22 protein-coding genes are annotated in these 21,828 nt (G+C 60.9%); 11 read left to right on the top strand and 11 right to left on the bottom strand.

Annotated features, from left to right (window positions below; translation table 11 throughout):
- Window positions 1-123 precede the first annotated feature (123 nt).
- Window positions 124-405, top strand: a complete 282-nt coding sequence (locus tag ACIGDJ_RS18400; RefSeq protein ID WP_101158379.1) for a DUF1145 domain-containing protein — start codon at window positions 124-126, stop codon at window positions 403-405.
- The gene (locus ACIGDJ_RS18395) at window positions 398-1,156 is read left to right on the top strand and encodes a collagen-like protein (RefSeq protein WP_397478453.1); all 759 of its coding nucleotides are present in this window, start codon (window positions 398-400) and stop codon (window positions 1,154-1,156) included. The genes ACIGDJ_RS18400 and ACIGDJ_RS18395 overlap by 8 nt, the downstream gene beginning before the upstream one ends.
- A gap of 42 nt (window positions 1,157-1,198) precedes the next feature.
- Here the strand turns inward: ACIGDJ_RS18395 and ACIGDJ_RS18390 are convergent, their stop codons facing one another.
- Window positions 1,199-1,657, bottom strand: coding sequence for a CopD family protein (locus ACIGDJ_RS18390; protein ID WP_076566254.1), 459 nt, complete (start codon window positions 1,655-1,657; stop codon window positions 1,199-1,201).
- A gap of 97 nt (window positions 1,658-1,754) precedes the next feature.
- Here ACIGDJ_RS18390 and dinG point away from each other — a divergent pair, with 97 nt between their 5' ends.
- The 6 genes from dinG to ACIGDJ_RS18360 all read left to right on the top strand — a co-directional run bounded on the left by dinG (window position 1,755) and on the right by ACIGDJ_RS18360 (window position 10,331).
- A complete protein-coding gene (gene dinG, locus ACIGDJ_RS18385) occupies window positions 1,755-3,899 on the top strand; it encodes an ATP-dependent DNA helicase DinG (protein WP_101158381.1) in 2,145 nt (714 codons plus the stop codon).
- Window positions 3,900-3,994: 95 nt separating this feature from the next.
- Window positions 3,995-6,463: a beta-galactosidase gene (locus ACIGDJ_RS18380; RefSeq protein WP_397478452.1), complete on the top strand. Its 2,469-nt coding sequence runs from the start codon at window positions 3,995-3,997 to the stop codon at window positions 6,461-6,463.
- A gap of 188 nt (window positions 6,464-6,651) precedes the next feature.
- The gene (locus tag ACIGDJ_RS18375; RefSeq protein ID WP_397478451.1) at window positions 6,652-7,797 is read left to right on the top strand and encodes a serine hydrolase domain-containing protein; all 1,146 of its coding nucleotides are present in this window, start codon (window positions 6,652-6,654) and stop codon (window positions 7,795-7,797) included.
- A 113-nt stretch (window positions 7,798-7,910) separates the two neighbouring features.
- Window positions 7,911-9,014 carry an OmpA family protein gene (locus ACIGDJ_RS18370; protein ID WP_397478450.1) on the top strand — a complete coding sequence of 368 codons (1,104 nt, stop codon included), beginning with the start codon at window positions 7,911-7,913 and terminating at the stop codon, window positions 9,012-9,014.
- A 24-nt stretch (window positions 9,015-9,038) separates the two neighbouring features.
- Window positions 9,039-9,686, top strand: coding sequence for a pyridoxamine 5'-phosphate oxidase (gene pdxH, locus ACIGDJ_RS18365; protein ID WP_101158385.1), 648 nt, complete (start codon window positions 9,039-9,041; stop codon window positions 9,684-9,686).
- 180 nt (window positions 9,687-9,866) lie between these two features.
- A complete protein-coding gene (locus tag ACIGDJ_RS18360) occupies window positions 9,867-10,331 on the top strand; it encodes a glycine zipper 2TM domain-containing protein (protein WP_016771369.1) in 465 nt (154 codons plus the stop codon).
- A gap of 73 nt (window positions 10,332-10,404) precedes the next feature.
- Here ACIGDJ_RS18360 and ACIGDJ_RS18355 read toward each other — a convergent pair whose 3' ends face one another.
- From ACIGDJ_RS18355 to nhaA, 3 genes are all read right to left on the bottom strand, one after another.
- The gene (locus ACIGDJ_RS18355; RefSeq protein WP_101158386.1) at window positions 10,405-10,656 is read right to left on the bottom strand and encodes a pyocin S6 family toxin immunity protein; all 252 of its coding nucleotides are present in this window, start codon (window positions 10,654-10,656) and stop codon (window positions 10,405-10,407) included.
- A 10-nt stretch (window positions 10,657-10,666) separates the two neighbouring features.
- On the bottom strand, window positions 10,667-11,860 hold the full coding sequence (locus ACIGDJ_RS18350; protein WP_397478449.1) for an S-type pyocin domain-containing protein: 1,194 nt from the start codon (window positions 11,858-11,860) through the stop codon (window positions 10,667-10,669).
- A gap of 162 nt (window positions 11,861-12,022) precedes the next feature.
- Window positions 12,023-13,213, bottom strand: coding sequence for a Na+/H+ antiporter NhaA (nhaA, locus tag ACIGDJ_RS18345; protein ID WP_101158389.1), 1,191 nt, complete (start codon window positions 13,211-13,213; stop codon window positions 12,023-12,025).
- 249 nt (window positions 13,214-13,462) lie between these two features.
- On the opposite strand from nhaA, the gene ACIGDJ_RS18340 reads away from it, so the two are divergent.
- Window positions 13,463-14,557, top strand: a complete 1,095-nt coding sequence (locus ACIGDJ_RS18340; protein ID WP_101158390.1) for a PLP-dependent cysteine synthase family protein — start codon at window positions 13,463-13,465, stop codon at window positions 14,555-14,557.
- A 134-nt stretch (window positions 14,558-14,691) separates the two neighbouring features.
- Here ACIGDJ_RS18340 and ACIGDJ_RS18335 read toward each other — a convergent pair whose 3' ends face one another.
- Together ACIGDJ_RS18335 and ACIGDJ_RS18330 are read right to left on the bottom strand one after the other, a co-directional pair.
- A complete protein-coding gene (locus tag ACIGDJ_RS18335; protein ID WP_101158391.1) occupies window positions 14,692-16,305 on the bottom strand; it encodes an NAD(P)/FAD-dependent oxidoreductase in 1,614 nt (537 codons plus the stop codon).
- Window positions 16,306-16,400: 95 nt separating this feature from the next.
- Window positions 16,401-17,054 (bottom strand): COG3650 family protein, encoded by a 654-nt coding sequence (locus tag ACIGDJ_RS18330; protein ID WP_101158392.1) that lies wholly within the window; start codon window positions 17,052-17,054, stop codon window positions 16,401-16,403.
- A 137-nt stretch (window positions 17,055-17,191) separates the two neighbouring features.
- Between ACIGDJ_RS18330 and ACIGDJ_RS18325 the strand changes: the two genes are divergently transcribed.
- On the top strand, window positions 17,192-17,539 hold the full coding sequence (locus ACIGDJ_RS18325) for a hypothetical protein (RefSeq protein ID WP_397478448.1): 348 nt from the start codon (window positions 17,192-17,194) through the stop codon (window positions 17,537-17,539).
- Between the two features lie 5 nt (window positions 17,540-17,544).
- Here the strand turns inward: ACIGDJ_RS18325 and ACIGDJ_RS18320 are convergent, their stop codons facing one another.
- A complete protein-coding gene (locus ACIGDJ_RS18320; RefSeq protein ID WP_397478447.1) occupies window positions 17,545-18,144 on the bottom strand; it encodes a short chain dehydrogenase in 600 nt (199 codons plus the stop codon).
- 102 nt (window positions 18,145-18,246) lie between these two features.
- On the opposite strand from ACIGDJ_RS18320, the gene ACIGDJ_RS18315 reads away from it, so the two are divergent.
- Window positions 18,247-19,161 (top strand): LysR family transcriptional regulator, encoded by a 915-nt coding sequence (locus tag ACIGDJ_RS18315; RefSeq protein ID WP_101158394.1) that lies wholly within the window; start codon window positions 18,247-18,249, stop codon window positions 19,159-19,161.
- Window positions 19,162-19,259: 98 nt separating this feature from the next.
- Here ACIGDJ_RS18315 and ACIGDJ_RS18310 read toward each other — a convergent pair whose 3' ends face one another.
- The 4 genes from ACIGDJ_RS18310 to ACIGDJ_RS18295 are packed head-to-tail and all read right to left on the bottom strand — an operon-like array spanning window position 19,260 to window position 21,706.
- The gene (locus tag ACIGDJ_RS18310) at window positions 19,260-19,736 is read right to left on the bottom strand and encodes a DoxX family protein (protein WP_312995885.1); all 477 of its coding nucleotides are present in this window, start codon (window positions 19,734-19,736) and stop codon (window positions 19,260-19,262) included.
- On the bottom strand, window positions 19,733-20,491 hold the full coding sequence (locus ACIGDJ_RS18305; RefSeq protein WP_397478446.1) for a putative DNA-binding domain-containing protein: 759 nt from the start codon (window positions 20,489-20,491) through the stop codon (window positions 19,733-19,735). The genes ACIGDJ_RS18310 and ACIGDJ_RS18305 overlap by 4 nt, the downstream gene beginning before the upstream one ends.
- Window positions 20,488-21,375: a DUF692 domain-containing protein gene (locus ACIGDJ_RS18300; protein WP_101158397.1), complete on the bottom strand. Its 888-nt coding sequence runs from the start codon at window positions 21,373-21,375 to the stop codon at window positions 20,488-20,490. Before ACIGDJ_RS18300 ends, ACIGDJ_RS18305 begins: the two co-directional genes overlap by 4 nt.
- A gap of 25 nt (window positions 21,376-21,400) precedes the next feature.
- Window positions 21,401-21,706 carry a DUF2282 domain-containing protein gene (locus ACIGDJ_RS18295; RefSeq protein WP_101158398.1) on the bottom strand — a complete coding sequence of 102 codons (306 nt, stop codon included), beginning with the start codon at window positions 21,704-21,706 and terminating at the stop codon, window positions 21,401-21,403.
- Between the last annotated feature and the right edge of the window lie 122 nt (window positions 21,707-21,828).

The following is a 21,828-nucleotide window of genomic DNA, read 5'->3' as shown; positions in this document are numbered from 1 at the left end:
GAGATCGTCGCCCCGGCAGCCATTTCATCAGCGTTTGCACAAATTTCATTTTTCCCTCTGGCTTATCCCCCGCAGAAGCCGGTACTGTGCGTGCAAAGAATAATTCGCAACACGGGGGAGCGTATGAAGGTGTTCTGGGGGCTGGGGCGTTTGCTGACCCTGCTGTTCTGCTGCGTGGTACTGGCCAATCAACTGGTGCCGTTTGTTCATCCGCTGCATCTGCTGGTCAATCTGGCCGGCGCTCTGTTGTTGCTGATTCATGTGCTTGAAGTGCTGCTGTGCAACCGCAGCCTCAAGGGGCGTGCGCACCCTTGGCGTGATCGTGGCCGCATCCTGTTGTTCGGCGTTTTCCATCTGCAAACCATCCCGGCCCCGGCCGCTCCGGAGGCTTCTTCCCATGCGTAAACTCTGCCTGCTCGCTGCACTCATCAGTCCACTGGCCTGCGCCCAAGTGGTCAACGTGCAAAGCAATTCGCTGATGCGTTTGCCCAACACCACCAGCACGCTGCAACTGGAGAAGCTGGAAGTCGCCGATTACGGCACTCTGCTGATCCCGTCCAACGTGACCGAATTGAACATTGATGAATTGCGACTGGGCCATGAAGCACGCATCGCCATCGTTCCGGCTGAGCAGGCGCTGGAGATGAAAGTGAAACGTGCTGAATTGAGCGACGGCAGCCAGATCACCGCACGCGGCGCCCCCGGCACTTACGAAAAAGCTGCGCGGGCCGGGCGTAATCTGAATCTGCAATTTCAGGCCCTGAGCGCGCCGCAACTGACGGTCGATGCCCGTGGTGGTAGGGGTGCGCCAGGTTTTGTCGGCCTCGACGGCGGCAACGGTGAAGATCCGGGCTGCACCTATGGCTCGGCCGGTCACGGCGCCGATGGCAGTGACGGCAGCGATGGCCAGCCAGGCGCGCCGGGAGCACTGGTGCGCCTGGCCGTGCCACGGGATTTTCCGGTCGAGCTGATCAAGGTCAACGTGGCTGGCGGTGCCGGCGGCCCGGCGGGTGTTGGCGGCAAGGCGGGCAAGGGTGGCAAGTCCAAGGGCTGCCTGGTCTATCGCGCTGACGGCGGCAAGAACGGCAAGGCCGGTGCGGATGGCCAGCCTGGGCCGGAGGGAGCGGCGGGGGCTGTGACTGTGCAGCGCCTTTAACGGCCAACCCGCTGATCGTTCCCACGCAGAGCTTGGGAACGGTCACGGCCGAGCCGCAGCCACCGCCACCAGCACCAACCCGACCAGCAGATTGAGCCCCACCACCCGGCGAATCCGCCCCAGCACCGCCGCACCCGCCGGCCAATCCTTCGCCTCAACCGCTTTGCGCAACTCCGGCAGCATCAACCCCTGAATCCGGATGAACAGCGCCGTCATCACCACATACAAACCGATCATCACCTGCACATACTTCGGCGCGGTTTCAAATCCGACCTGCTGCAGATGCAACATGCCCACGCCGCTGATCGGCAACAGGATCACCGCGACCCAGACCCAACGGAAAAAACCTTGAAACACTTCCACCCACAGGGTCAGGCGAGCGGGGCCGTCCAGGGCCTTCACAGCCGCAGGGCGCAAGACCATCCAGGCGAAAAACATACCGCCGACCCACACCAATGCGGCGAGGACATGCAGAGGGTAAACGAGGCTAAAAGGTGTCATTGGGTCACTCCGTTCTGCGCAGGATCGATTAGCGGGGTATGATAGCCGCCGAATCAAACCACTGAAAATTTATCCAGCGTTTTGCGCCCGACACTCAATGATCAGCACTGAACTCAAAACCACGATCCAGGGCGCCTATTCGCGTTTTCTAGAGGCCAAGAGCCTCAAGCCGCGTTACGGCCAGCGCCTGATGATCGCCGAAATCGCCAAGGTCCTCGGGGATATCGACACCGATGACGAAGGCCGGCGCAGTGGCGACCCCGCGATTGTCGCGGTGGAAGCCGGCACCGGTACCGGCAAGACGGTGGCCTACAGCCTGGCGGCGATCCCCACGGCGAAGCTGGCCGGCAAGCGTCTGGTGATTGCCACCGCGACCGTCGCCCTGCAAGAGCAGATTGTCTACAAGGATCTGCCCGATCTGATGCGCAACAGCGGACTCAATTTCAGTTTCGCCCTGGCCAAGGGCCGTGGCCGCTACATGTGTCTGTCCAAGCTCGACATGCTGTTGCAGGAAGGCCACGCGCAAACCGCCACCGCGCAGCTGTTCGAGGAAGAAGGCTTCAAGATCGAAGTCGACGAGGCCAGTCAGAAGCTGTTCACCAGCATGATCGAGAAACTCGCCGGCAATAAGTGGGACGGCGATCGCGACAGTTGGCCGAACGCGCTGGAAGACGCCGATTGGGCGCGCCTGACCACCGATCACAGCCAGTGCACCAACCGTCATTGCCCGAACTTCGGCCAGTGCGCCTTCTACAAGGCCCGCGAAGGCATGGGCAAGGTCGACGTGATCGTCACCAACCACGACATGGTCCTGGCTGACCTGGCCTTGGGCGGCGGCGCCGTGCTGCCGGACCCGCGCGACACCATTTACGTGTTCGACGAAGGTCACCACCTGCCGGACAAGGCCATCGGCCATTTCGCTCATTACACGCGCCTGCGCTCCACCGCCGACTGGCTGGAAACCACCGCCAAGAACCTCACCAAACTGCTGGCCCAGCATCCGCTGCCGGGCGATCTGGGCAAGCTGATCGAGCAGGTGCCGGAGCTGGCGCGGGAGATCAAGACCCAGCAGCAGTTCATGTTCACCGCGTGCGAGCAGATCGCCGATTTCAAACCCGGCGAAGATGTCGAAGGCCGTGAGCGCCCGCGTCATCGCTTCGTCGGCGGAGTGATTCCCGAGCACATGCGCGAGATGGGCATCGAGCTTAAAAAAGGCTTTTCCCGTCTCAACGATCTGTTCCAACGTTTGACCGACCTGCTCAAGGAAGGCATGGACGGCGAGGTCAACATCGGCATTGCCAGCAATCAGGCCGAAGAATGGTATCCGCTGTTCGGCAGCCTGTTGTCCCGTGCTTCCGGCAACTGGGAATTATGGACCGCGTTCACCGCCGAAGACCCGGAGGACAGCCCGCCCATGGCGCGCTGGCTGACGTTGGCCGAAAGTGGCTCGCTGTTCGATATCGAGGTCAACGCCAGCCCGATTCTGGCGGCGGAAACTTTGCGTCGCAGTTTGTGGAACGTTGCTTACGGCTGCCTGGTGACGTCCGCGACGTTGACGGCGCTGGGCACTTTCGACCGCTTCCGCATGCGCGCCGGACTGCCGAAAAAGGCTGTCACAGCGGTGGTGCCGAGCCCGTTCCATCATGCCGACGCCGGCGTGTTGCGCGTGCCGGATCTGAAGGCCGACCCGCGCGATGCCGCTGCCCACACGGCGGCAATCATTCGCGAACTGCCCGATCTGGTCGAAGGTTCCCGCGGCACGCTGGTGCTGTTCTCCTCGCGCAAGCAGATGCAGGACGTGTTCGACGGTCTCGACCGTGACTGGCGCAAGCAAGTGTTCATTCAGGGCAACCTGTCGAAACAGGAAACCCTGAACAAGCACAAGGCGCGGGTCGACGGCGGTGATTCCAGCGTGCTGTTCGGGCTGGCCAGTTTTGCCGAAGGTGTCGACTTGCCAGGGGCTTATTGCGAGCACGTGGTGATCGCCAAGATTCCGTTCTCGGTGCCTGACGATCCGGTCGAAGCCGCGTTGTCGGAGTGGATCGAGGCGCGCGGTGGCAATCCGTTCATGGAAATCTCCGTGCCCGATGCCTCGCTGAAACTGGTTCAGGCCTGCGGCCGTCTGCTGCGCACCGAAGAAGACCGCGGCACCATCACCTTGCTCGACCGGCGTCTGGTCACCCAGCGCTACGGCAAGGCGATCCTCAATGCGTTGCCGCCTTTCCGTCGTGAAATATCCTGAGACACGGGTGGGCCGATTGGCCCGCCGCGTTGTCTATCTCTCTGCCACCGCTTTTTCACTGGCCTTGACTGGTCGTTAGGGAGAACTCCGTTCTTATGATCCGCCGTTCGTTGCCCGCTGTTTTCGCCTTGATCTTTGCCGCGCCTTCGCTGGCGGCGCCCGCCGGTCAGCAGACGCTGTTCAACTTCGTGCGCCCGGCCGACGTGGTCAAAATCGCCACGGAAAACGCCGACCTGCCGCAGGCCAATGCTGAGCAGACGCCCGAAGGCGAAGTGTTGCGCCGGGTCACGTTCAACCCGGTTGCACGGCCGACCTTGCGTCTGACCCCGCAGACCGGGGCTTGGGACTGGTCGCAGTCCGGCATGATGACCCTGCGTTTGCAGAGTGCGATGAACTGGGCGGTGACGGTTTATGTGCAGATCCAAAGCAACGATGGTCGTACCTTAGTCAGTCGTGTCGATCTGCCGGCCGGTCCTGCGCAAACGTTGCTGGTGCCGCTGGTGGCGTCGACTCCGTTGAGCCAAGGCATGAAAGCCGGCCCGCCGATGCCGATGACCGTCGATGGCCAGCGCATCCTGCTGGCCAGCAGCACCGGCGAAATCGATCGCAGCCAGGTGGTTTCGGTGAGCCTGTCGATGGATCAGCCGAAAGTCGCGCAGAACCTGTTGCTCGAGCGTTTTGGCGTGCAGGACGGCGAATCGGTGACACAGGCGGTGTATGGCAATCTGGTCGACGCGTACGGGCAGTCGAGCCGCAGCAAATGGCCGGAAAAAGTCAGCAGCGACGAGCAACTGAAAAGCGCCGCCAGCAAAGAGCAGCAACAACTGAACAACTGGCTGGCCGAGCGCGAAAAGTCCCCGCTGGACAAATTCGGCGGCTGGAATGAAGGCCCGGCGTTCAAGGCCAGCGGTTTCTTCCGCACAGAAAAACGCGATGGCCGCTGGTATCTGGTGACTCCTGAAGGCCATCCGTTCTACTCGCTGGGTGTCAATACGGTGAGCCCGCAGGTCAACCGGACCTACGTGGCGGGGCGCGAATACATGTTCGAATCATTGCCGAAGAACGGCGACCCGCTGGCCGCGCATTTTGGCGAAGGCGACAACCGTGGCGGCAACGGCGCCGATCAGGGCCGTGGCTACGGCAATGGCCGCTGGTACGACTTCTACGGCGCCAATCTGCAACGCCTGTACGGCGAACCGTGCAAACCGGACAGCGACAACAAGGCCGGGATCGCCGAAGCGGCGAAGGCGGGCGCGACTGAGGCCAGCTCGGTGCAGGCCGCTGAAACCGCAGCGGTGCCTGCCGAGCCAAAATCGGGTATTGCCGAAGCGGCGCAGACCGATGCGGTGCAAACGTCCAGCGCGCAAACCGCGCCGTGCACAGCCACGATTGATGAAGAGCGTTGGACCCGGCATACCCTCGATCGGTTGCAGGCCTGGGGTTTCAACACCGTCGGCAACTGGAGCGCGCCGTCGCTGGCGGACGCTGAGCGCGTGCCGTACACCTTGCCGCTGTCGATCGTCGGCGATTATGCCAGCATCAGCACCGGTAGCGATTGGTGGGGCGGCATGCCCGATCCGTTCGATCCACGTTTCGCGATGGCCACCGAGCGCGCCGTGGCCATTGCCGCTCGCGATCATCGCGACGATCCGTGGCTGATCGGTTATTACGCCGATAACGAGCTGGCCTGGGCCGGCCCTGGCGACGATCCGAAGGCTCGCTACGCGCTCGCCTACGGCACATTGAAAATGACCACCGACGTGCCGGCCAAACGCGCCTTTCTCAAGCAATTGCGTGACAAGTACCGCAATCAGGCCGGTCTGTCCAAGGCCTGGGGCATCGAGTTGCCGGCGTGGGAATTGATGGAAGACCCGGGCTTCGTGCCGCCATTGCCGAGTCCTGAGCATCCGGAAATCGAGGCGGATTTCAAATACTTCCAGAAGGTTTTCGCCGACACCTACTTCAAGACCATTTCCGATTCGCTGAAGTGGCACGCGCCGAACCAGATGTTGCTTGGCGGTCGCTTCGCCATCAGCACACCTGAGGCCGTGGCGTCCTGCGCGCAGTATTGCGATGTCTTGAGTTTCAATATGTACACGCTCAAGCCGCAGGATGGTTATGACTTCGCCACGCTGGCGGCGCTGGACAAACCGGTGTTGATCACGGAGTTCAACTTCGGCTCGGCAGACCGAGGCCCGTTCTGGGGCGGCGTGACGCAATTGGCCAGAGAAGAAGATCGCGGCCCTGCCTATGCCAATTTCCTCAAACAGGCGCTGAGCGAGCCGTCGATTGTCGGCGTGCACTGGTTCCAGTATCTCGACCAACCGGTGACCGGGCGGTTGCTCGACGGCGAGAACGGCCATTTCGGGCTGGTCGCAGTTACCGATCTGCCGTATCAGGGCTTTGTCGAGGCGGTGCGCAAAAGCAATCTGCAGACGCTTGAGCAGTTGGGCAAGGAGGCGCAGAAAACGCCGCGCTCCGAGACTGAAGGCGGGCGCAAGGCTGGGGCTGGCAACGCAGCAGGGCCCGGGCAGGCGGGTGGGCATTCGGGGAATGGTCATTAAGGCGTGACGCCCACAAAGATCGCAGCCTTCGGCAGCGCCTGCAGGGGACGTCATCCCATGCAGGAGCTGCCGAAGGCTACGGTCTTTTAATTTGGCTTTTAACCGTCTGGCCCGCGCCTGTTCCCAAATCCCTCAAGGGCTGGAACAATGCGGGCCACTTTGTAGAGCGTTTTCGCGGGGAGTTGCGGGTGCAGATTCAGGGACATTACGAGCTTCAATTCGAAGCGGTGCGCGAGGCTTTCGCCGCACTGTTCGACGATCCCCAGGAACGCGGCGCAGCCCTGTGCATCAAGGTCGGTGGAGAAACCGTCCTCGACCTCTGGTCCGGTACCGCCGACAAGGATGGCGCCGAAGCCTGGCACAGCGACACCATTGCCAACCTGTTCTCCTGCACCAAGACCTTCACTGCTGTCACTGCGCTGCAACTGGTAGCCGAAGGCAAGTTGCAACTCGACGCCCCGGTTGCCCGCTACTGGCCGGAGTTCGCTGTCGCCGGCAAAGAATCTGTAACCCTGCGCCAATTGCTCTGCCATCAGGCCGGCCTGCCAGCGCTGCGCGAACTGCTCGCCCCTGAAGCCCTTTACGACTGGAAAACCATGGTCGACGCCCTCGCGGCCGAAGCGCCGTGGTGGACGCCGGGCACCGGTCACGGGTACGCCGCGATCACGTACGGTTGGCTGGTCGGCGAATTGCTGCGCCGTGCTGACGGGCGTGGGCCGGGCGAATCGATCGTCGCTCGGGTTGCCAAACCTTTGGGTCTGGATTTCCATGTAGGCCTAGCCGACGAAGAATTTCATCGCGTGGCGCACATCGCCCGCGGCAAAGGTAACCCCGGCGACGCCGCGGCCCAGCGCTTGCTGCAAGTGACCATGCGCGAACCAACGGCCATGACCACCCGCGCCTTCACCAATCCGCCGTCCGTGCTGACCAGCACCAACAAACCGGAGTGGCGGCGCATGCAGCAACCGGCAGCCAACGGCCACGGCAACGCGCGTAGCCTTGCCGGTTTCTATGCCGGTCTGCTCGATGGCAGCTTGCTCGAGAGCGAGATGCTCGAAGAGCTGACCCGCGAGCACAGCCTCGGCGACGACAAGACTTTGCTCACGCGCACCCGCTTCGGCCTCGGCTGCATGCTCGATCAACCGGACGTGCCCAACGCCACCTACGGCCTCGGCCCACGCGCGTTCGGCCATCCGGGAGCGGGCGGCTCGATCGGTTTTGCTGATCCTGAGCACGATGTGGCTTTCGGTTTCGTGACAAATACCCTGGGGCCTTACGTTTTGATGGATCCGCGCGCGCAAAAGCTGGCGCGGGTGCTTGCCACTTGTCTGTAAAGCTTCAACTGCGGTTCCAGGGTCGGAACCTCATAGGGATTTTCGTTTCAAAACGGCTGTTTATCCGGGCGAAAGTGCTCTGATTTTTCATTACTTCATTTTGTGGATTTTCAATGTCATCTAAAAAGACCCTCGCCCTGGCCCTGTGTGTTGCGATCACCGGTTGCGCACAGACCCCGAAAAACGATGCGGACGGCGGCAGTTGGTGGCCGTTCGGTTCTTCTGACGAAGTCGCGGCCAAAGATCCGGCTCCGGCCCCGGCCCCGTTGAAACCGGCGGCGACCGCGCCAGTGGCCAAGGCCGAAAGCAGCAACCCGTGGTACTGGCCGTTCGGTTCGAGCGATGAAGCGGTCAAGGCCGATCTGAAAGCCGAGGTCAAACCTGAAGCCAAACCGGTCGAGGTGGCCAAAGCCCAGGCGCAGTCCAATGGCAAATGGTGGTGGCCGTTCGGCGGCAAGGATCAGCCAACCGCCAAAGCAGTGCCGATGCCGGATCCGAAGGTCACTCAAGCCTGGCTCGACGACTACGAACCGCGTCTGCGCGAAGCGGTGAAGGACAGCAAACTGCAACTCGAGCGTCGCGATAACGTACTGGTCGTAACAGCGCCGGTGGAAGGCTCGTTCAACCCGGACCGTCCGGCCATGCTGCTGCCGGTCACCCTCGGCCCGTTCACCCGCGTGGCGAAAATTCTCGAAGCCGACCCGAAAACCGCCGTGCTGGTGCTCGGTCACAGCGACACCAGCGGTGCAGCACCGGCCAACATCAAGTTGAGTCAGGAACGTGCGCAGTCGGTTGCAGCGATTTTCCGCCTCAGCGGCTTGCAGCGTGATCGCCTGATGCTGCGCGGCATGGGTTCCGAAGCGCCGCGTGCTGCCAATGACAGCGTTGAGGGTCGCGCCCTGAACCGTCGTGTCGAACTGCTGGTCACCCCGCAAAACACCATGGTCGCGCTGCTGAGCAAATACAACATGCCGGCGCCGAAGCCAGTCACCCTGGTCGCTGCGCAAGACGTCAAGCCAGTGGCCAAACCAGCTACTCCAGCGCCTGCCGCGAAGAAAGTTGCTGCCCCGGCGACGAAAAAAGCGCCGGCCAAGAAAGCTGCCGCCAAGGCGCCTGCGAAAAAGGCTCCGGCCAAGGCTCCAGTGAAAAAGGCTGCACCCGCCAAAGCCGCCGCGACCGACAAGAAAGTCGCCGCAGCCGACGCCGCTAAAAAGTGATCCGCTAACGAAAAGGAATCCGCCATGACCCAGGCTCTGGCCGATATGCGTCGCGATTACACCCGTGACGGTCTGACCGAGGCGCAAGCCCCAGCCGAGCCGTTTGCGCTGTTTCACCAATGGTTTGCCGATGCGGTGAAAACCGAGCAGGCGCCGGTGGAAGCCAACGCCATGACCCTGGCCACGGTCGATGCCGACGGTCGTCCGCATTGCCGCATTCTGCTGCTCAAGGGCCTCGACGAGCAGGGCTTCACTTTTTTCACCAATTACGACAGCGCCAAGGGCCAGCATCTGGCGGCCAACCCGTTTGCCGCCATGACCTTTTTCTGGCCAACCCTGGAGCGCCAGGTGCGCATCGAAGGACGGGCGGTCAAGGTCACGCCGCAAGAGTCCGATGCGTATTATCAGGTACGACCCTTGGGCAGCCGTCTCGGCGCCTGGGCCTCACCGCAGAGCCGGGTCATCAACGGTCGTGGTGAACTGGAAGATCTGCTAAAAGCCACCGAGCAACGCTTCAGCGACACCCAGCCGCATTGCCCTGAACATTGGGGCGGTTACCGTTTGTTGCCCGAGCGCATCGAGTTCTGGCAGGGCCGTTCCAGCCGTCTGCATGATCGCCTTAATTACCGCCTCCAGGGTGCCGAGTGGATTCTTGAACGACTGGCACCCTGAGCAGTCTACCGAGCGGGATGAAGGGCGATGGCGCAGATTCAGTGATTTCACGCTACTTTAAGTGGACGCTCGCAGGCATCTGTATCCAGCCTGAATGGAAGCCAATTTTATCCGGATGGTGTCGTGACAGGCGCCAGGCCACGGAGTTTAATGAACACCTGTTCTTTTGGAGTTGATGCTATGCGTAAGTCTGTTCTGCTGGTTGCTTCCTTTTCCACGATGGCGATGTTGCTGACCGGCTGCCAATCGAGCCTCACCGGCGACTCCTACTCCCGTGACGAAGCGCGTCGTGTGCAGACGATTCGCATGGGCACCATCGAATCCCTGCGACCGGTCAAAATCGAAGGCACCAAAACCCCGATTGGCGGCGCAGCAGGCGCAGTGGTCGGCGGCGTCGGCGGCAGCGCTATCGGCGGCGGCAAGGGCAGCATCGTCGCTGCAGTCATCGGCGCAGTGGCCGGCGGCCTGCTCGGCTCGGCCACCGAAGAAGGCCTGACCCGCACCCAGGGCGTGGAAATCACCGTCCGCGAAGACGACGGCAGCATGCGCGCCTATGTGCAGCAGGTTCAGGAGAACGAAGTATTCCGCGTCGGTGAGCGGGTACGGATTTCCACCGTTGGCGGGACCAGCCGCGTTTCGCACTAAGCGAGAAGCCGGGTAAAAGAAAACCCCGATCAGGTGACTGGTCGGGGTTTTTCTTTGCTTGTGAATTGTTCATTCAGTATGTGGCGCAGGTGCCCATGAAGTATTCGAGGCCCTTTGGAAAACTGACGTCGAGCAGGTTTTCCAATGCGGTTACCTGATCCTGAGTCAACAACAGCTCGCCGGGTTCTACCTCATCCAAGGGCTTTGATTCAATGAGCTGAGCCACTTTTTCATTCATCTCACTGCCTGTGATATCCAGCTCGAATTGCAAGGAGTCATCTTGGACTTCGTCAGGGAAGAATCCGGTAATCGAAAGAAAGCGCATGTTTCAATCCTTAATTTCTAGAAGTTTTTCGTTTTGGATCCGCAAGTCCCGTTTGTTCACCCGTCAAGTGATTGAACTCGCCTAAATGAGTCGTTCCTAATTTGTCGTATTTTTCGACGGCGTTGCTTTTGTAATCCCACTCGTAAATTCGACCTTTGCGGTCTACCCAACGTGCTCGCTGCTTTCCACCACCTTGCACTGACGACTTCGATTTCACTTTGACTGCATCAGGGAATGCGGGCAGCGTTTTCGGATGGCCGTAATAAGCATGGTCGCGAGCACGGCTGAGCACAACGTAGGCCGGCCTGACGCCTGAATCTGCCGGAAACACCAAAATAAAGTCTTTGTACTCCGGCGGATAAACCGGATTCACCAGTATCCCGTCGGCCGCTTTCGTCGGTGGATAAACCCAGATATGCGGTGCTTGCGGGGCAGCCTCCAGCGCCGGAATGCCTAGAATGTCCGAGCCATCCACCGCCGGGGTCCAGAGCAGTTCGACGCCTTCACCCAAATCCGCAACGAACCGGTCGCCGCGTGCAGTGAATTGCACGACATCGACCATTTCCCAATCGCGGTTCTTGCCGGTGTAGAAGCCGTAACCCTTGAGGCCCCCATCGGCCTGTTGCTCGACGCTCAGGCGCACGCGGGTTCGGGCTTGTTTGAGTGTGCTTAGTTGCTCATCGGTATAGAGCGCGCTGTCGCCCAGGCTTGATGGCATTAAAAGCGCAACCAGCCCGACCAAAGGCGCAGCGGTCGCACTGGAGAGGAGCGCCGGCAGCGCTTCAAAAGCCGAGCCTGCCAAGGCCAGACTGCCGAACCCGACCGGGATGGCGTTGGCGCTGATTTTCTTGAGAGGAATGCCGCCGCTTGGGTCGGCTTCGCGAGCACCGAGCAGTATCAGCTCGCCGTAATCCCTCAGGCTGTCGGTCGGCACCATGCCGGAAGGATTGCCGTAATCGATAATCGCATCCGGCAATTTGCAGGACTTGGCGAATACACTGCCGGCACGCACGGCTTGGGGTTTTTTCGCCGCCACTTCACGGCTGCGTTCGAACGCCTCCTGCCGCGCCAGCATCGCGTCGTAAGCGTCTTGCCCGGCTTCGCGCTCGGCCAGTTCAGCGGCCGTCATATCCCGCCAGGTTACGTGATGCCCGTCGCCCGCCGGTGGGTTCTTTACCTGGGGGATGTCCTTGTTCCGCGCCACTGATCGTCCCTTCGTTCACCATCGACAGCCCCGTTGAAAAGGGGCTGCACGACGTTATCGAAGCGGGGAAAATGTGGCTGTAGGACGCGTCGCTAAGACGTAGGGATTGTTCGCTGCGTTGCAACAAAGCTGATGGCGAGAGGGCTCCTCTCGCCATATTTATTACACGGACGGTAACGCAGCCTGCTTGCGACTCGCCGCCGCCGTCACTGCATAACCAATCACTGCCGCGAGAATCGAGCCGGTGAGGATGCCCATGCGATCCATGCCGGCGTAATCACTCACGCCCGGTTCGAAGGCCAGCGAGCCGACGAACAGGCTCATGGTGAAGCCGATGCCGCAGAGGATCGCCACGCCGAGAATCTGGCCCCAGTTGGCGCCTTGGGGCAGGGCGGCGATGCCGATCTTGACCGCCAGCCACGTCAGCCCGAACACGCCGATGGTCTTGCCCAGCAGCAGGCCGATGGCGATGCCCATCGGTACGTCGTGGGTGAAGCTTTCGACGGTGACGCCGCTCAGCGACAGGCCAGCGTTGGCGAAGGCGAACAGCGGCAGGATGCCGTAGGCGACCCAGGGGTGCAGCGCGTGTTCGAGGGTCAGCAGCGGCGACGGCTCGGCATTTTTCGTGCGCAGTGGGATGCAGAAAGCCAGAGTCACGCCAGCCAATGTCGCGTGGACCCCGCTCTTGAGCACGCAGACCCAGAGGATCAAGCCGATGATCATGTACGGCCCGAGCTTGACCACGCCGAGCCGGTTCATCGCCACCAGCGCGGCAATGCACGCAGCCGCCAGGCCCAGGGACAGGGTCGAGAGTTCGCCGGAATAGAAGATCGCGATGATCACGATCGCACCGAGGTCATCGATGATCGCCAGGGTCATCAGGAACAGTTTCAGCGACACCGGCACGCGCTTGCCGAGCAGCGCCAGTACGCCGAGGGCGAAAGCGATGTCGGTGGCGGTCGGGATGGCCCAGCCACTCAGGGCGGCGGGGTTGTCGCGGTTGAGAAACCAGTAGATCAGCGCCGGGACCAGCATGCCGCCGATCGCCGCTGCGCCGGGCAGGACGATCTGCGAGGGCTTGGACAACTGGCCGTCGAGCACTTCGCGTTTGACTTCCAGACCGATGAGCAGGAAGAACATCGCCATCAGGCCGTCGTTGATCCATAGCAGCAGGGGTTTGGCGATTTTCAGCGCACCGATCTGCGCCACCACGGGGGTGTCGAGCAGGCCGGTGTAGAGCCACGACAGCGGCGAGTTGTTGATGATCAGCGCGAGGATGGCTGCCGCGATCAATAGCAGACCGCTGGCAGCTTCCAACTGAAAGAAACGCGTGAACGTGCTACGCAGAGGCAAGGTCGCTCTCCATCAGATCAAAAAAGGTGGTCTACCCTAACCCGTACGGTTAGTTGTTAAAACAAAAGTTATATTCTTTTTTGTTATATGTCGTTACAAGGTATCTGGCCCCGGCCACGTTGAGCCTAGCAGTTGCCGTATAGATTGAGACTCAGCTGTATCTTTGCCCGCTAGCCGATTCTTCCTAAGCTTGCCGTAGACCTTTTTCAGGAGTTCGATCTCCTGTCTGATTCAGTGAGAACCGAGACCATGAGCGACACCCGACAGTGGGCCCGCGAAGCCATCCGCATCATCGAGGCGGACTTCCAGCGCAGCGCCGACACCCACCTGATCCCCTTGCCGCTGCCTGGTTTTGCCGGCATCGAGTTGTATTTCAAGGACGAGTCCAGCCATCCCACTGGTAGCCTCAAGCATCGTCTGGCTCGTTCGCTGTTCCTTTACGCGCTGTGTAACGGCTGGCTGAAACCCGGCGCGCCGGTGATCGAAGCGTCCAGCGGCTCGACGGCGATTTCCGAAGCGTATTTCGCCCGCATGCTCGGTCTGCCATTCATCGCGGTGATGCCGGCGTCCACCTCGAGAGAAAAGATTGCCCAGATTGCCTTCTACGGCGGGCAGAGTCATCTGGTGCAGGATCCGACGCAGATCTACGCCGAATCCGAGCGCCTGGCCCGCGAGCACGGCGGTCACTTCATCGATCAGTTCACGTACGCCGAACGCGCTACCGACTGGCGGGCGAACAACAACATCGCCGAGTCGATCTTCCAGCAGATGCGCTACGAAAAACACCCAGAGCCGACTTGGCTGATTTCCAGTCCCGGCACCGGCGGCACCACTGCCACCCTCGGTCGTTACGTACGCTATCGCCAGCACTGCACGCGCGTGTTGTGTGCCGATGCCGAGCGCTCGGTGTTCTTCGATTTCTATCAGAGCGGTGATGCCAGCCTGCGGCTCGACTGCGGCTCGCGCATCGAAGGCATTGGTCGGCCGCGGGTAGAGGCGTCCTTTCTGCCCAACGTCATCGACGCGATGGTCAAGGTGCCGGACGCCTTGTCGCTGGCGGCCATGCATTATCTGGCGCAGCGTTTGGGGCGGCATGTCGGCGGGTCGAGCGGGACCAATCTGATCGGTGCGTTGATGGCGGCGCAGCAGATGAAAGCGGCGGGGCAGTCGGGGTCGATCGTGGCTATCCTGTGCGATGGCGGCGAGCGTTATGTCGACACCTATTACGATCAGGACTGGTTGAAAGCGCAGGGGTATGAACTGGGTGAGTTGATAGCAGCGGTGGCGGCGAGTGCCGAGCGTGGGGAGGTGCTGCCGGCGTCAGTGCTGCGCGCCAATATCTGACACCCCGAAAATCAAATGTGGTAGCGGGCTTGCTCGCGAAGGCGGTGTGTCAGGCGATAAATGAATCGACTGATACGACGCTTTCGCGAGCAAGCCCGCTGCCACAGGGGTTGTGTTGTGTCAGCTAATGCTGATTAGTCAGTGAGGCCGAGGATATCCCGGGCCACAGCCTCGGCAATGCGTATCCCGTCGACACCCGCCGAGAGAATCCCGCCGGCATAACCGGCGCCTTCACCCGCCGGGAACAGGCCCTTGACGTTCATGCTCTGCAGCGACTCGTTGCGGGTGATGCGCAGCGGTGATGAAGTGCGGGTCTCGATTCCGGTCAGCACCGCATCGTGCAGCGAATAACCGCGAATCTGCTTCTCGAAGGCTGGCAAGGCTTCACGGATCGCTTCAATGGCAAAGTCCGGCAGCGCCAATGCCAGATCACCCAGCGCAACGCCTGGCTTGTACGACGGTTCGACTTCGCCCAGTTCGGTCGAAGGCTTGCCATTGATGAAGTCGCCGACCAGTTGCGCCGGGGCCTTGTAGTCGCTGCCGCCGAGGATGAACGCGTGGGATTCCAGGCGTTCCTGCAATTCGATACCGGCCAGCGGGCCGCCCGGGTAATCGACTTCCGGGGTGATGCCGACGACGATACCGGAGTTGGCATTGCGCTCGTTACGCGAGTATTGGCTCATGCCGTTGGTGACCACACGATTGGGCTCGGAGGTCGCTGCGACGACGGTGCCGCCCGGGCACATGCAGAAGCTGTAGACCGAACGGCCGTTCTTGGCGTGGTGCACCAGTTTGTAATCGGCAGCGCCGAGTTTCGGGTGCCCGGCGTATTTGCCCAAGCGCGCACGGTCGATCAGCGATTGCGGGTGTTCGATACGGAAACCCACCGAAAACGGTTTGGCTTCCATGAACACGCCACGGCTATGCAACATGCGGAAGGTGTCGCGGGCGCTATGGCCCAGGGCCAGAACCACATGCTTCGAATGCAAGGTTTCGCCGCTCGCCAGTTGCACGCCGACCAGTTGGCCGTCTTCTATCAGCACGTCGGAAACGCGCTCCTGGAAGCGCACTTCACCGCCCAGTTCGCGAATTTGCTCGCGCATGTTTTCAACCATGCCGGTCAGACGGAACGTACCGATGTGCGGTTTGCTGACATAGAGAATTTCTTCCGGCGCACCGGCCTTGACGAATTCGTGCAGGACTTTGCGCCCAAGGAATTTCGGATCTTTGATCTGGCTGTAGAGTTTGCCGTCGGAGAACGTGCCCGCGCCGCCCTCGCCGAACTGCACGTTGGACTCGGGATTGAGCACGCTTTTGCGCCACAGGCCCCAGGTGTCCTTGGTGCGCTGACGGACTTCGGTGCCGCGTTCGAGAATGATCGGTTTAAAGCCCATTTGCGCCAGCAGGAGGCCGGCAAAGATGCCGCACGGGCCGAAACCGACGACGATCGGCCGTTGGCCAAGATCGTTCGGTGCCTGGCCGACGAATTTGTAGCTGACATCCGGCGCCACGTTGACGTTACGGTCGTCGGCGAACTTGCCCAGTACCTTGGCCTCGTCGCGTACGTTGAGGTCGATGGTGTAGATGAAGCACAGTTCGGAAGACTTTTTGCGCGCGTCATAGCTGCGCTTGAACAAGGTGAAATCGAGCAGATCATCGCTGGCGATGCCCAAGCGTTGCACGATGGCCGCGCGCAGGTCTTCTTCGGGATGGTCGATTGGCAGCTTGAGTTCGGTGATTCGTAACATGGCGGGATCCGGATTCGCGGGGCGCACAACTGCGCCAGGGCGTTTGAAGGCGGCGATTATAAGCCGCCGCGAGCGGATCCGTGGGGGAAAAACGATCAGTCGTTGCGCGCGCCGCCGAAATAGCCGCAGCCGCGCTGCACCTGACCGTCGATACGCAACTCGGCGCTCATGTGCTGCACGCTGCCGGTGCTGCTGTCGACGCAGCGCTGCGGCGCGACCCACAATTCGATGCGCTGGTTGTTGGCTTCGCTGCTGAGATTGAAGCGACCGTCGCCCAGCTGCTCTTCCACATACGGCACGGCGAGCGGGGGCTGGCCTTGGCGTTCGATGACCATCCCTTTGCCACTGACCTTGACGTTCCATTGGGGGCCATGGCCGGCGGCGCGCAGGATCAACAGTTTGAAGTTGGGGTCATCACAGGCTGTGCCCGAGCGTTCGACGCGATACAACTGGCCCAGGTCGAGGCGATCGCCGGAGACCTTGCCACGCACATCGGCAAACAGTTTGCCTTGCTCGTCGGCCAGAGTGGCGGCTTCTTGCAGGACGCTGGTACCGCCGATGTCGTTGACCACCAGCTGCCGCTGATCCTGACACGGCTGGAACACCAGTTTGCCGTCGGCGGCGGTCAGTTGCCCCTGCATGCGCGTCTGCCCTGCGTGGGACACACTCTGGCGCTGGCCATCAAACAACTGGCAGGCGGCAAACAACGGCAGCAGGGTAACGAGGACGATCGAACGGGCAACACGCATCTTTGGCTCTCCAGACAATTGTCGTCACGTTACTGAGGGTGGCTGTCGATCACAAGGCTTGAGTGGCCACTATTGAGTCCGGCTCTGCGGCGCCGCATAGTCTCACGCACTTTTTTTGATAGATCATGGAGTGTTCAATGCGATGGAAAATTGCGCTGTTGCTGTTGGCATCCGCAAGCGCTGCCAGCGTCCAGGCTGCCGATCTGAAATTCTCTTCGGCGGTTGATTTCACAAAGATGGAAGTGTTGCTCAAGGATGATCAAGGGGCCAATCCGGATCTTGTCCATTTATCCGTTGCTCTGGCACCCGCCGCCACTGAACGGGCGAGGACAATCAGTCTGGAGGCGCTGGGCCAGCCATTGAATCTTTCGATCAACGGCCAGCACATTTCCACAGGCACCGTGCGATCCGAGCTGGGCGGGGAGCTCAGGATCACCATGTCGCGGTCCGTCGCCAAACGGCTCTTACCTACCTTGATCGATTAAGTGATTCAGCCCACGTGTAAAGTCTGACCAGTCTGCAGGCCTTCGACACTTTTCGCGTAGGCCAATGCCACTTCTGCTGCAGGAACCGGTTTGAAACCACGGAAGTAGGGCGCGTATTTGCCCAGGGCTTCGGTGAGCACGGTCGGGCTCACCGAGTTCACTCGCAAGCCACGTGGAAGCTCGATGGCAGCAGCGCGGACAAAGCTGTCGAGGGCGCCGTTGACCAGCGCTGCCGAGGCGCCGCTACGAATCGGGTCGTGGCTGAGCACACCGGTGGTGAAGGTGAACGAGGCGCCGTCATTGGCGTACTCGCGGCCGATCAGCAGCAGGTTGATCTGGCCCATCAGTTTGTCTTTCAAGCCGAGGGCGAAGCTGTCTTCGGTCATCTCGCCCAGCGCCGCAAACGTCACGTTGCCCGCCGCGCAGATCAGCGCATCGAACTTGCCGGTCTGCTCGAACAGTTTGCGAATCGATGTGCTGTCGCTGATATCCACCTGCAAGTCACCGCTGTTACGGCCGATACGCACGACTTCGTGGCGTTGCGACAACTCCTTGTCTACCGCCGAACCGATGGTGCCGCCGGCGCCTATCAACAGAATCTTCATCGAGCTGTACCCATGTGTATGAATGAGGTTGCAGTCTAGAGTGGTTTTTCTGCGGATAAGCGCACTAATAGGCAACCTTTGGTTTTCAAATGGAAACAATCCATGAGCGAAATGGATGACCTTGCCGCGTTTGCCGTGCTGATCGAGGCCGGCAGTTTTACTTTGGCCGCGCAGCAGTTGGGCTGCAGCAAGGGCCAATTGTCCAAGCGCATCAGCCAGCTCGAAGCGCAATTTAGTGTGGTGTTGCTGCAACGCACCACCCGGCGCTTGAGTCTGACGGCGGCAGGGGCGGCGCTGCTGCCGCAGGCGCAGGCGCTGGTGGCTCAGGTCGCACGCGCACGGCAGGCTTTGGCGCGGTTGAAGGACGATATGGCGGGCCCGGTGCGCATGACCGTTCCGGTGTCGCTCGGCGAGACCTTCTTCGATGGGTTGTTGCTGGAGTTTTCCGGGCAATACCCCGATGTGCAGATCGAGCTGGAGCTGAACAACAGCTATCGCGATCTGTCCCGCGACGGTTTCGATCTGGCGATTCGAGCCGAGGTGGCCAATGACGATCGGCTCGTGGCCAGGCCGCTGTTGGCGTGGCACGAAATGACCTGCGCCAGCCCGGCCTACCTCGAGCGATTCGGCGAGCCGGCGACGCCGCATGCCTTGGCTGAGCATCGTTGTTTGCTCAATAGCCATTACAGCGGGCGGGAAGAGTGGCTGTATCACCAGCAGCATGAATTATTGCGGGTGCGGGTGTCAGGCCCGTTCGCCAGCAACCATTACAGCCTGCTGAAAAAAGCCGCGCTGTCCGGCGCCGGCATCGCACGTTTGCCTTCGTATCTTCTGCAAACCGAATTGGCGGACGGCCGCTTGCGCTGGCTGCTGCGCGATTACCAGACCCGACGGATGCCGATGTATCTGGTGCACCCGTATCAGGGCGGATTGCCCAAGCGCACGCAGGTGTTGGCGGATCATTTGATGGGATGGTTCAAGCGCAGTGGCGAAGCGCTGGATCGGCTGCAGCGCTGATATCGAACCTGTGTAGGAGCTGCCGAAGGCTGCGATCTTTTGATCTTGCTTTTAAAAATCAAAAGATCGCAGCCTTCGGCAGCTCCTACAGTTTCAGGTCAGCCTTGGAAACGGCGGGCAAACAGGTGATCGATCGACAACCTGCCAGGCCCGGACGCCATCAGGTACAGCAACACCGCCGCCCAGGTGCCATGGGTCGGGTAGGCATCCGGGTAGACAAACAGTTGAATGGTCAGGGTCATGCCCAGCAGTGCCAGCGCCGAAAACCGTGTCGCCAGGCCAAAAAGAATCAACACCGGAAACGCGTGCTCGGCAAACGCTGCCATATGTGCGGCGAATTCTGGCGACAGCAGCGGCAGGTTGTACTCGCTCTGAAACAACGGAATCGTCGAGTCCGCCAAACGCGGCCAGCCCAGTTCAAAGGTGCCGTCAATCAAATCGACAGCCAGCCCTTCAACCTTGGTTTGTCCGGACTTCCAGAACACGGCGGCGATGGAAAAACGCGCGATGAAGGCAATCAGGCTGTGCGGGATTTTTTCGAACAGTGCGATGACACGCGCGATTAAGGTGTTCATGGCAACTCCATGTAATTCAGCTGAGTGATCGCGTTGTGCGCAATCAGCAAGGCGAGGGTTTGGGCGAGGTCGAACGGCGGGCTGTTTTCTGCCGCCGCGAGCAGCGTTTGCCCCGCGCTCAAGTGGTGAATAAATACGCTCGCACCCGGTTCAAGAGCAAAAAGCTCAACCTCGAGACCGTTGCGCAGCACCAAGGCGTGCTGGCCTTGATTAAGGCCAATGCCTGCCAGGCTTTGCTCGTGCTGATGCGCCGCCCAGATCGCTACGACGGCATAGGCCGAGTCGAGCAGGTGCAGCGAGGGATGCAATGGGAGACACAGCGCGCTCAGCGACTGCGGATCGGCCAGCGCCGCGCTGACTTGCTCAGGCCGGATCGGCTGCGCATCGGCGGCGTGGTAGGCGAGCGTGCGCAAGTGTTCGAGTCGCGCGACATCAGCGACATAAGGCACGCCGGCAATAGGGTCGAATTGCGCGATGAAGTCGGCGAAGTCCTCGCCATAGCGGCTCATCAACGGACTTTGTGGCGGTTGAGCGCGGATGAAAATCGCCGCCATGGCGCGGAAGAATTCCTCACCGACCAATTGCAGCACCACCGGATAACTGTCGGCCAGGGCATTGATCAGCGAGCCCTGCACGTTGTTTCGATAGACCGCGAAACGCCGTGACGGGTCGACGCCGTTGCGACTGCACAGGCCCTTGGGATGAGGCAGTTGTACGTCAAGCAGCGCGGCGGCGAAGTCCGCTTGCGTGCTCATGCCGCACGCTCCGCTCGGCGCAACAGCGTCTCGGCTTGCTGCGCTTCGGCGAGCAAAACCTCGAAGGCCGGCACGTGATTATCACGTTCTATCAGCGTCGCCACCGGGCCGATACGCTGCAGTACTTGTCGGTACAGTTCCCAGACGGCCTGATCAATCGGCGCGCCGTGATCGTCGATCAGCAACCGATCGCCGAGGTTGTCGCAATCTTCAGCGAAGCCGGCCAGATGAATCTCGCCGACTGCGTGCAGCGGTAACGCATCAAGGTAGGCCATGGGATCGCGCTGATGATTGATACACGACACGTAGACATTGTTGACGTCGAGCAACAAGCCGCAGCCGCTGCGGCGGATCACTTCGGCAATGAACTCGGCCTCGTCGATCGTCGAATGCTGAAACGCCAGATAGGTCGCCGGGTTTTCCAGCAGCATCGTTCGTTTCAAAGTGTTCTGTACTTGATCGATGTGCGCGCAAACGCGGTTCAACGTCGGCGTGTCATAGGCCAGTGGCAACAGATCATTGAGAAACACCGGGCCGTGGCTCGACCAGGCCAGATGTTCGGAAAAGGCTTGTGGTTGATAGCGTTCGATCAGCTCGGCGAGGCGTTTGAGGTGCTGGCTGTCCAGCGGGCCTTCGCCACCGATCGACAGTCCCACGCCATGCAATGACAGCGGGTACTGCTCGCGGATCAGACCGAGAAAATGATGAAACGGGCCGCCGGCCACCATGTAGTTTTCGGCGTGGACTTCAAAGAAACCGAGGTCCGGAATGGAGCCGAGCACTTCGCGGAAGTGCCCGGTCTTGAGCCCCAGCCCGGCGCGGGCAGGGAGCTCGGTGCGAGCTGCCTGAGTGCGCGGCAGGGACGGTTCGTGATGACTGAACATGGGCGTCACTCAGGCAGGTCGCTGATCAGGACTTGGCTTTGAAGGCTTCGAGCTGACCGAAACCGGTCGGCGAGGTTTTGCTTTCGGTGGTGGCGCAGGTGCCTTTCGGAACGAGTTTCCAGGCGTTGGCCTGATCATCCATTTTCGCCGTGCCGGCGCAGGTAGTACCGGCGCCTGCGGCGCAATCGTTTTTGCCCTTCATGGCCACGCCGAAGCATTTTTCCATATTGGCATCGGCGGCCTGGGCGGTGGAGACACTGGCAATGCTCAGTGCGGAACCGAGAGCCAGAACCAGAGCGGTGGCGGACAGGGTACGGGTAGTCGCAGTCATGATGTTTCTCCAGGTTTTATCAGGGTTTCTGCAAGCGATTTGCGCTTGCTTGTGCCTCTAGAGAACGCTCACCGCGATGCGTTACAGCGGGCCGCAAAACTTTTCCAGAGATTTTCCTGACA

Origin of the sequence: Pseudomonas sp. NPDC079367, from assembly GCF_044542195.1 — a bacterium.
GTDB lineage: Bacteria > Pseudomonadota > Gammaproteobacteria > Pseudomonadales > Pseudomonadaceae > Aquipseudomonas.
Note: the sequence above shows the minus strand (reverse complement) of the source record. Positions and strands in the feature narration are given on the sequence as shown.

Bases quoted from the DNA above. Each gene is read 5' to 3' on its own strand.
- ACIGDJ_RS18400 (WP_101158379.1), top strand. From the start codon at position 124: ATGAAGGTGTTCTGGGGGCTGGGGCGTTTGCTGACCCTGCTGTTCTGC.
- ACIGDJ_RS18395 (WP_397478453.1), top strand. From the start codon at position 398: ATGCGTAAACTCTGCCTGCTCGCTGCACTCATCAGTCCACTGGCCTGC.
- ACIGDJ_RS18390 (WP_076566254.1), bottom strand. From the start codon at position 1,657: ATGACACCTTTTAGCCTCGTTTACCCTCTGCATGTCCTCGCCGCATTG.
- dinG (WP_101158381.1), top strand. From the start codon at position 1,755: ATGATCAGCACTGAACTCAAAACCACGATCCAGGGCGCCTATTCGCGT.
- ACIGDJ_RS18380 (WP_397478452.1), top strand. From the start codon at position 3,995: ATGATCCGCCGTTCGTTGCCCGCTGTTTTCGCCTTGATCTTTGCCGCG.
- ACIGDJ_RS18370 (WP_397478450.1), top strand. From the start codon at position 7,911: ATGTCATCTAAAAAGACCCTCGCCCTGGCCCTGTGTGTTGCGATCACC.
- pdxH (WP_101158385.1), top strand. From the start codon at position 9,039: ATGACCCAGGCTCTGGCCGATATGCGTCGCGATTACACCCGTGACGGT.
- ACIGDJ_RS18360 (WP_016771369.1), top strand. From the start codon at position 9,867: ATGCGTAAGTCTGTTCTGCTGGTTGCTTCCTTTTCCACGATGGCGATG.
- ACIGDJ_RS18355 (WP_101158386.1), bottom strand. From the start codon at position 10,656: ATGCGCTTTCTTTCGATTACCGGATTCTTCCCTGACGAAGTCCAAGAT.
- ACIGDJ_RS18340 (WP_101158390.1), top strand. From the start codon at position 13,463: ATGAGCGACACCCGACAGTGGGCCCGCGAAGCCATCCGCATCATCGAG.
- ACIGDJ_RS18335 (WP_101158391.1), bottom strand. From the start codon at position 16,305: ATGTTACGAATCACCGAACTCAAGCTGCCAATCGACCATCCCGAAGAA.
- ACIGDJ_RS18330 (WP_101158392.1), bottom strand. From the start codon at position 17,054: ATGCGTGTTGCCCGTTCGATCGTCCTCGTTACCCTGCTGCCGTTGTTT.
- ACIGDJ_RS18325 (WP_397478448.1), top strand. From the start codon at position 17,192: ATGCGATGGAAAATTGCGCTGTTGCTGTTGGCATCCGCAAGCGCTGCC.
- ACIGDJ_RS18320 (WP_397478447.1), bottom strand. From the start codon at position 18,144: ATGAAGATTCTGTTGATAGGCGCCGGCGGCACCATCGGTTCGGCGGTA.
- ACIGDJ_RS18315 (WP_101158394.1), top strand. From the start codon at position 18,247: ATGAGCGAAATGGATGACCTTGCCGCGTTTGCCGTGCTGATCGAGGCC.
- ACIGDJ_RS18310 (WP_312995885.1), bottom strand. From the start codon at position 19,736: ATGAACACCTTAATCGCGCGTGTCATCGCACTGTTCGAAAAAATCCCG.
- ACIGDJ_RS18305 (WP_397478446.1), bottom strand. From the start codon at position 20,491: ATGAGCACGCAAGCGGACTTCGCCGCCGCGCTGCTTGACGTACAACTG.
- ACIGDJ_RS18300 (WP_101158397.1), bottom strand. From the start codon at position 21,375: ATGTTCAGTCATCACGAACCGTCCCTGCCGCGCACTCAGGCAGCTCGC.
- ACIGDJ_RS18295 (WP_101158398.1), bottom strand. From the start codon at position 21,706: ATGACTGCGACTACCCGTACCCTGTCCGCCACCGCTCTGGTTCTGGCT.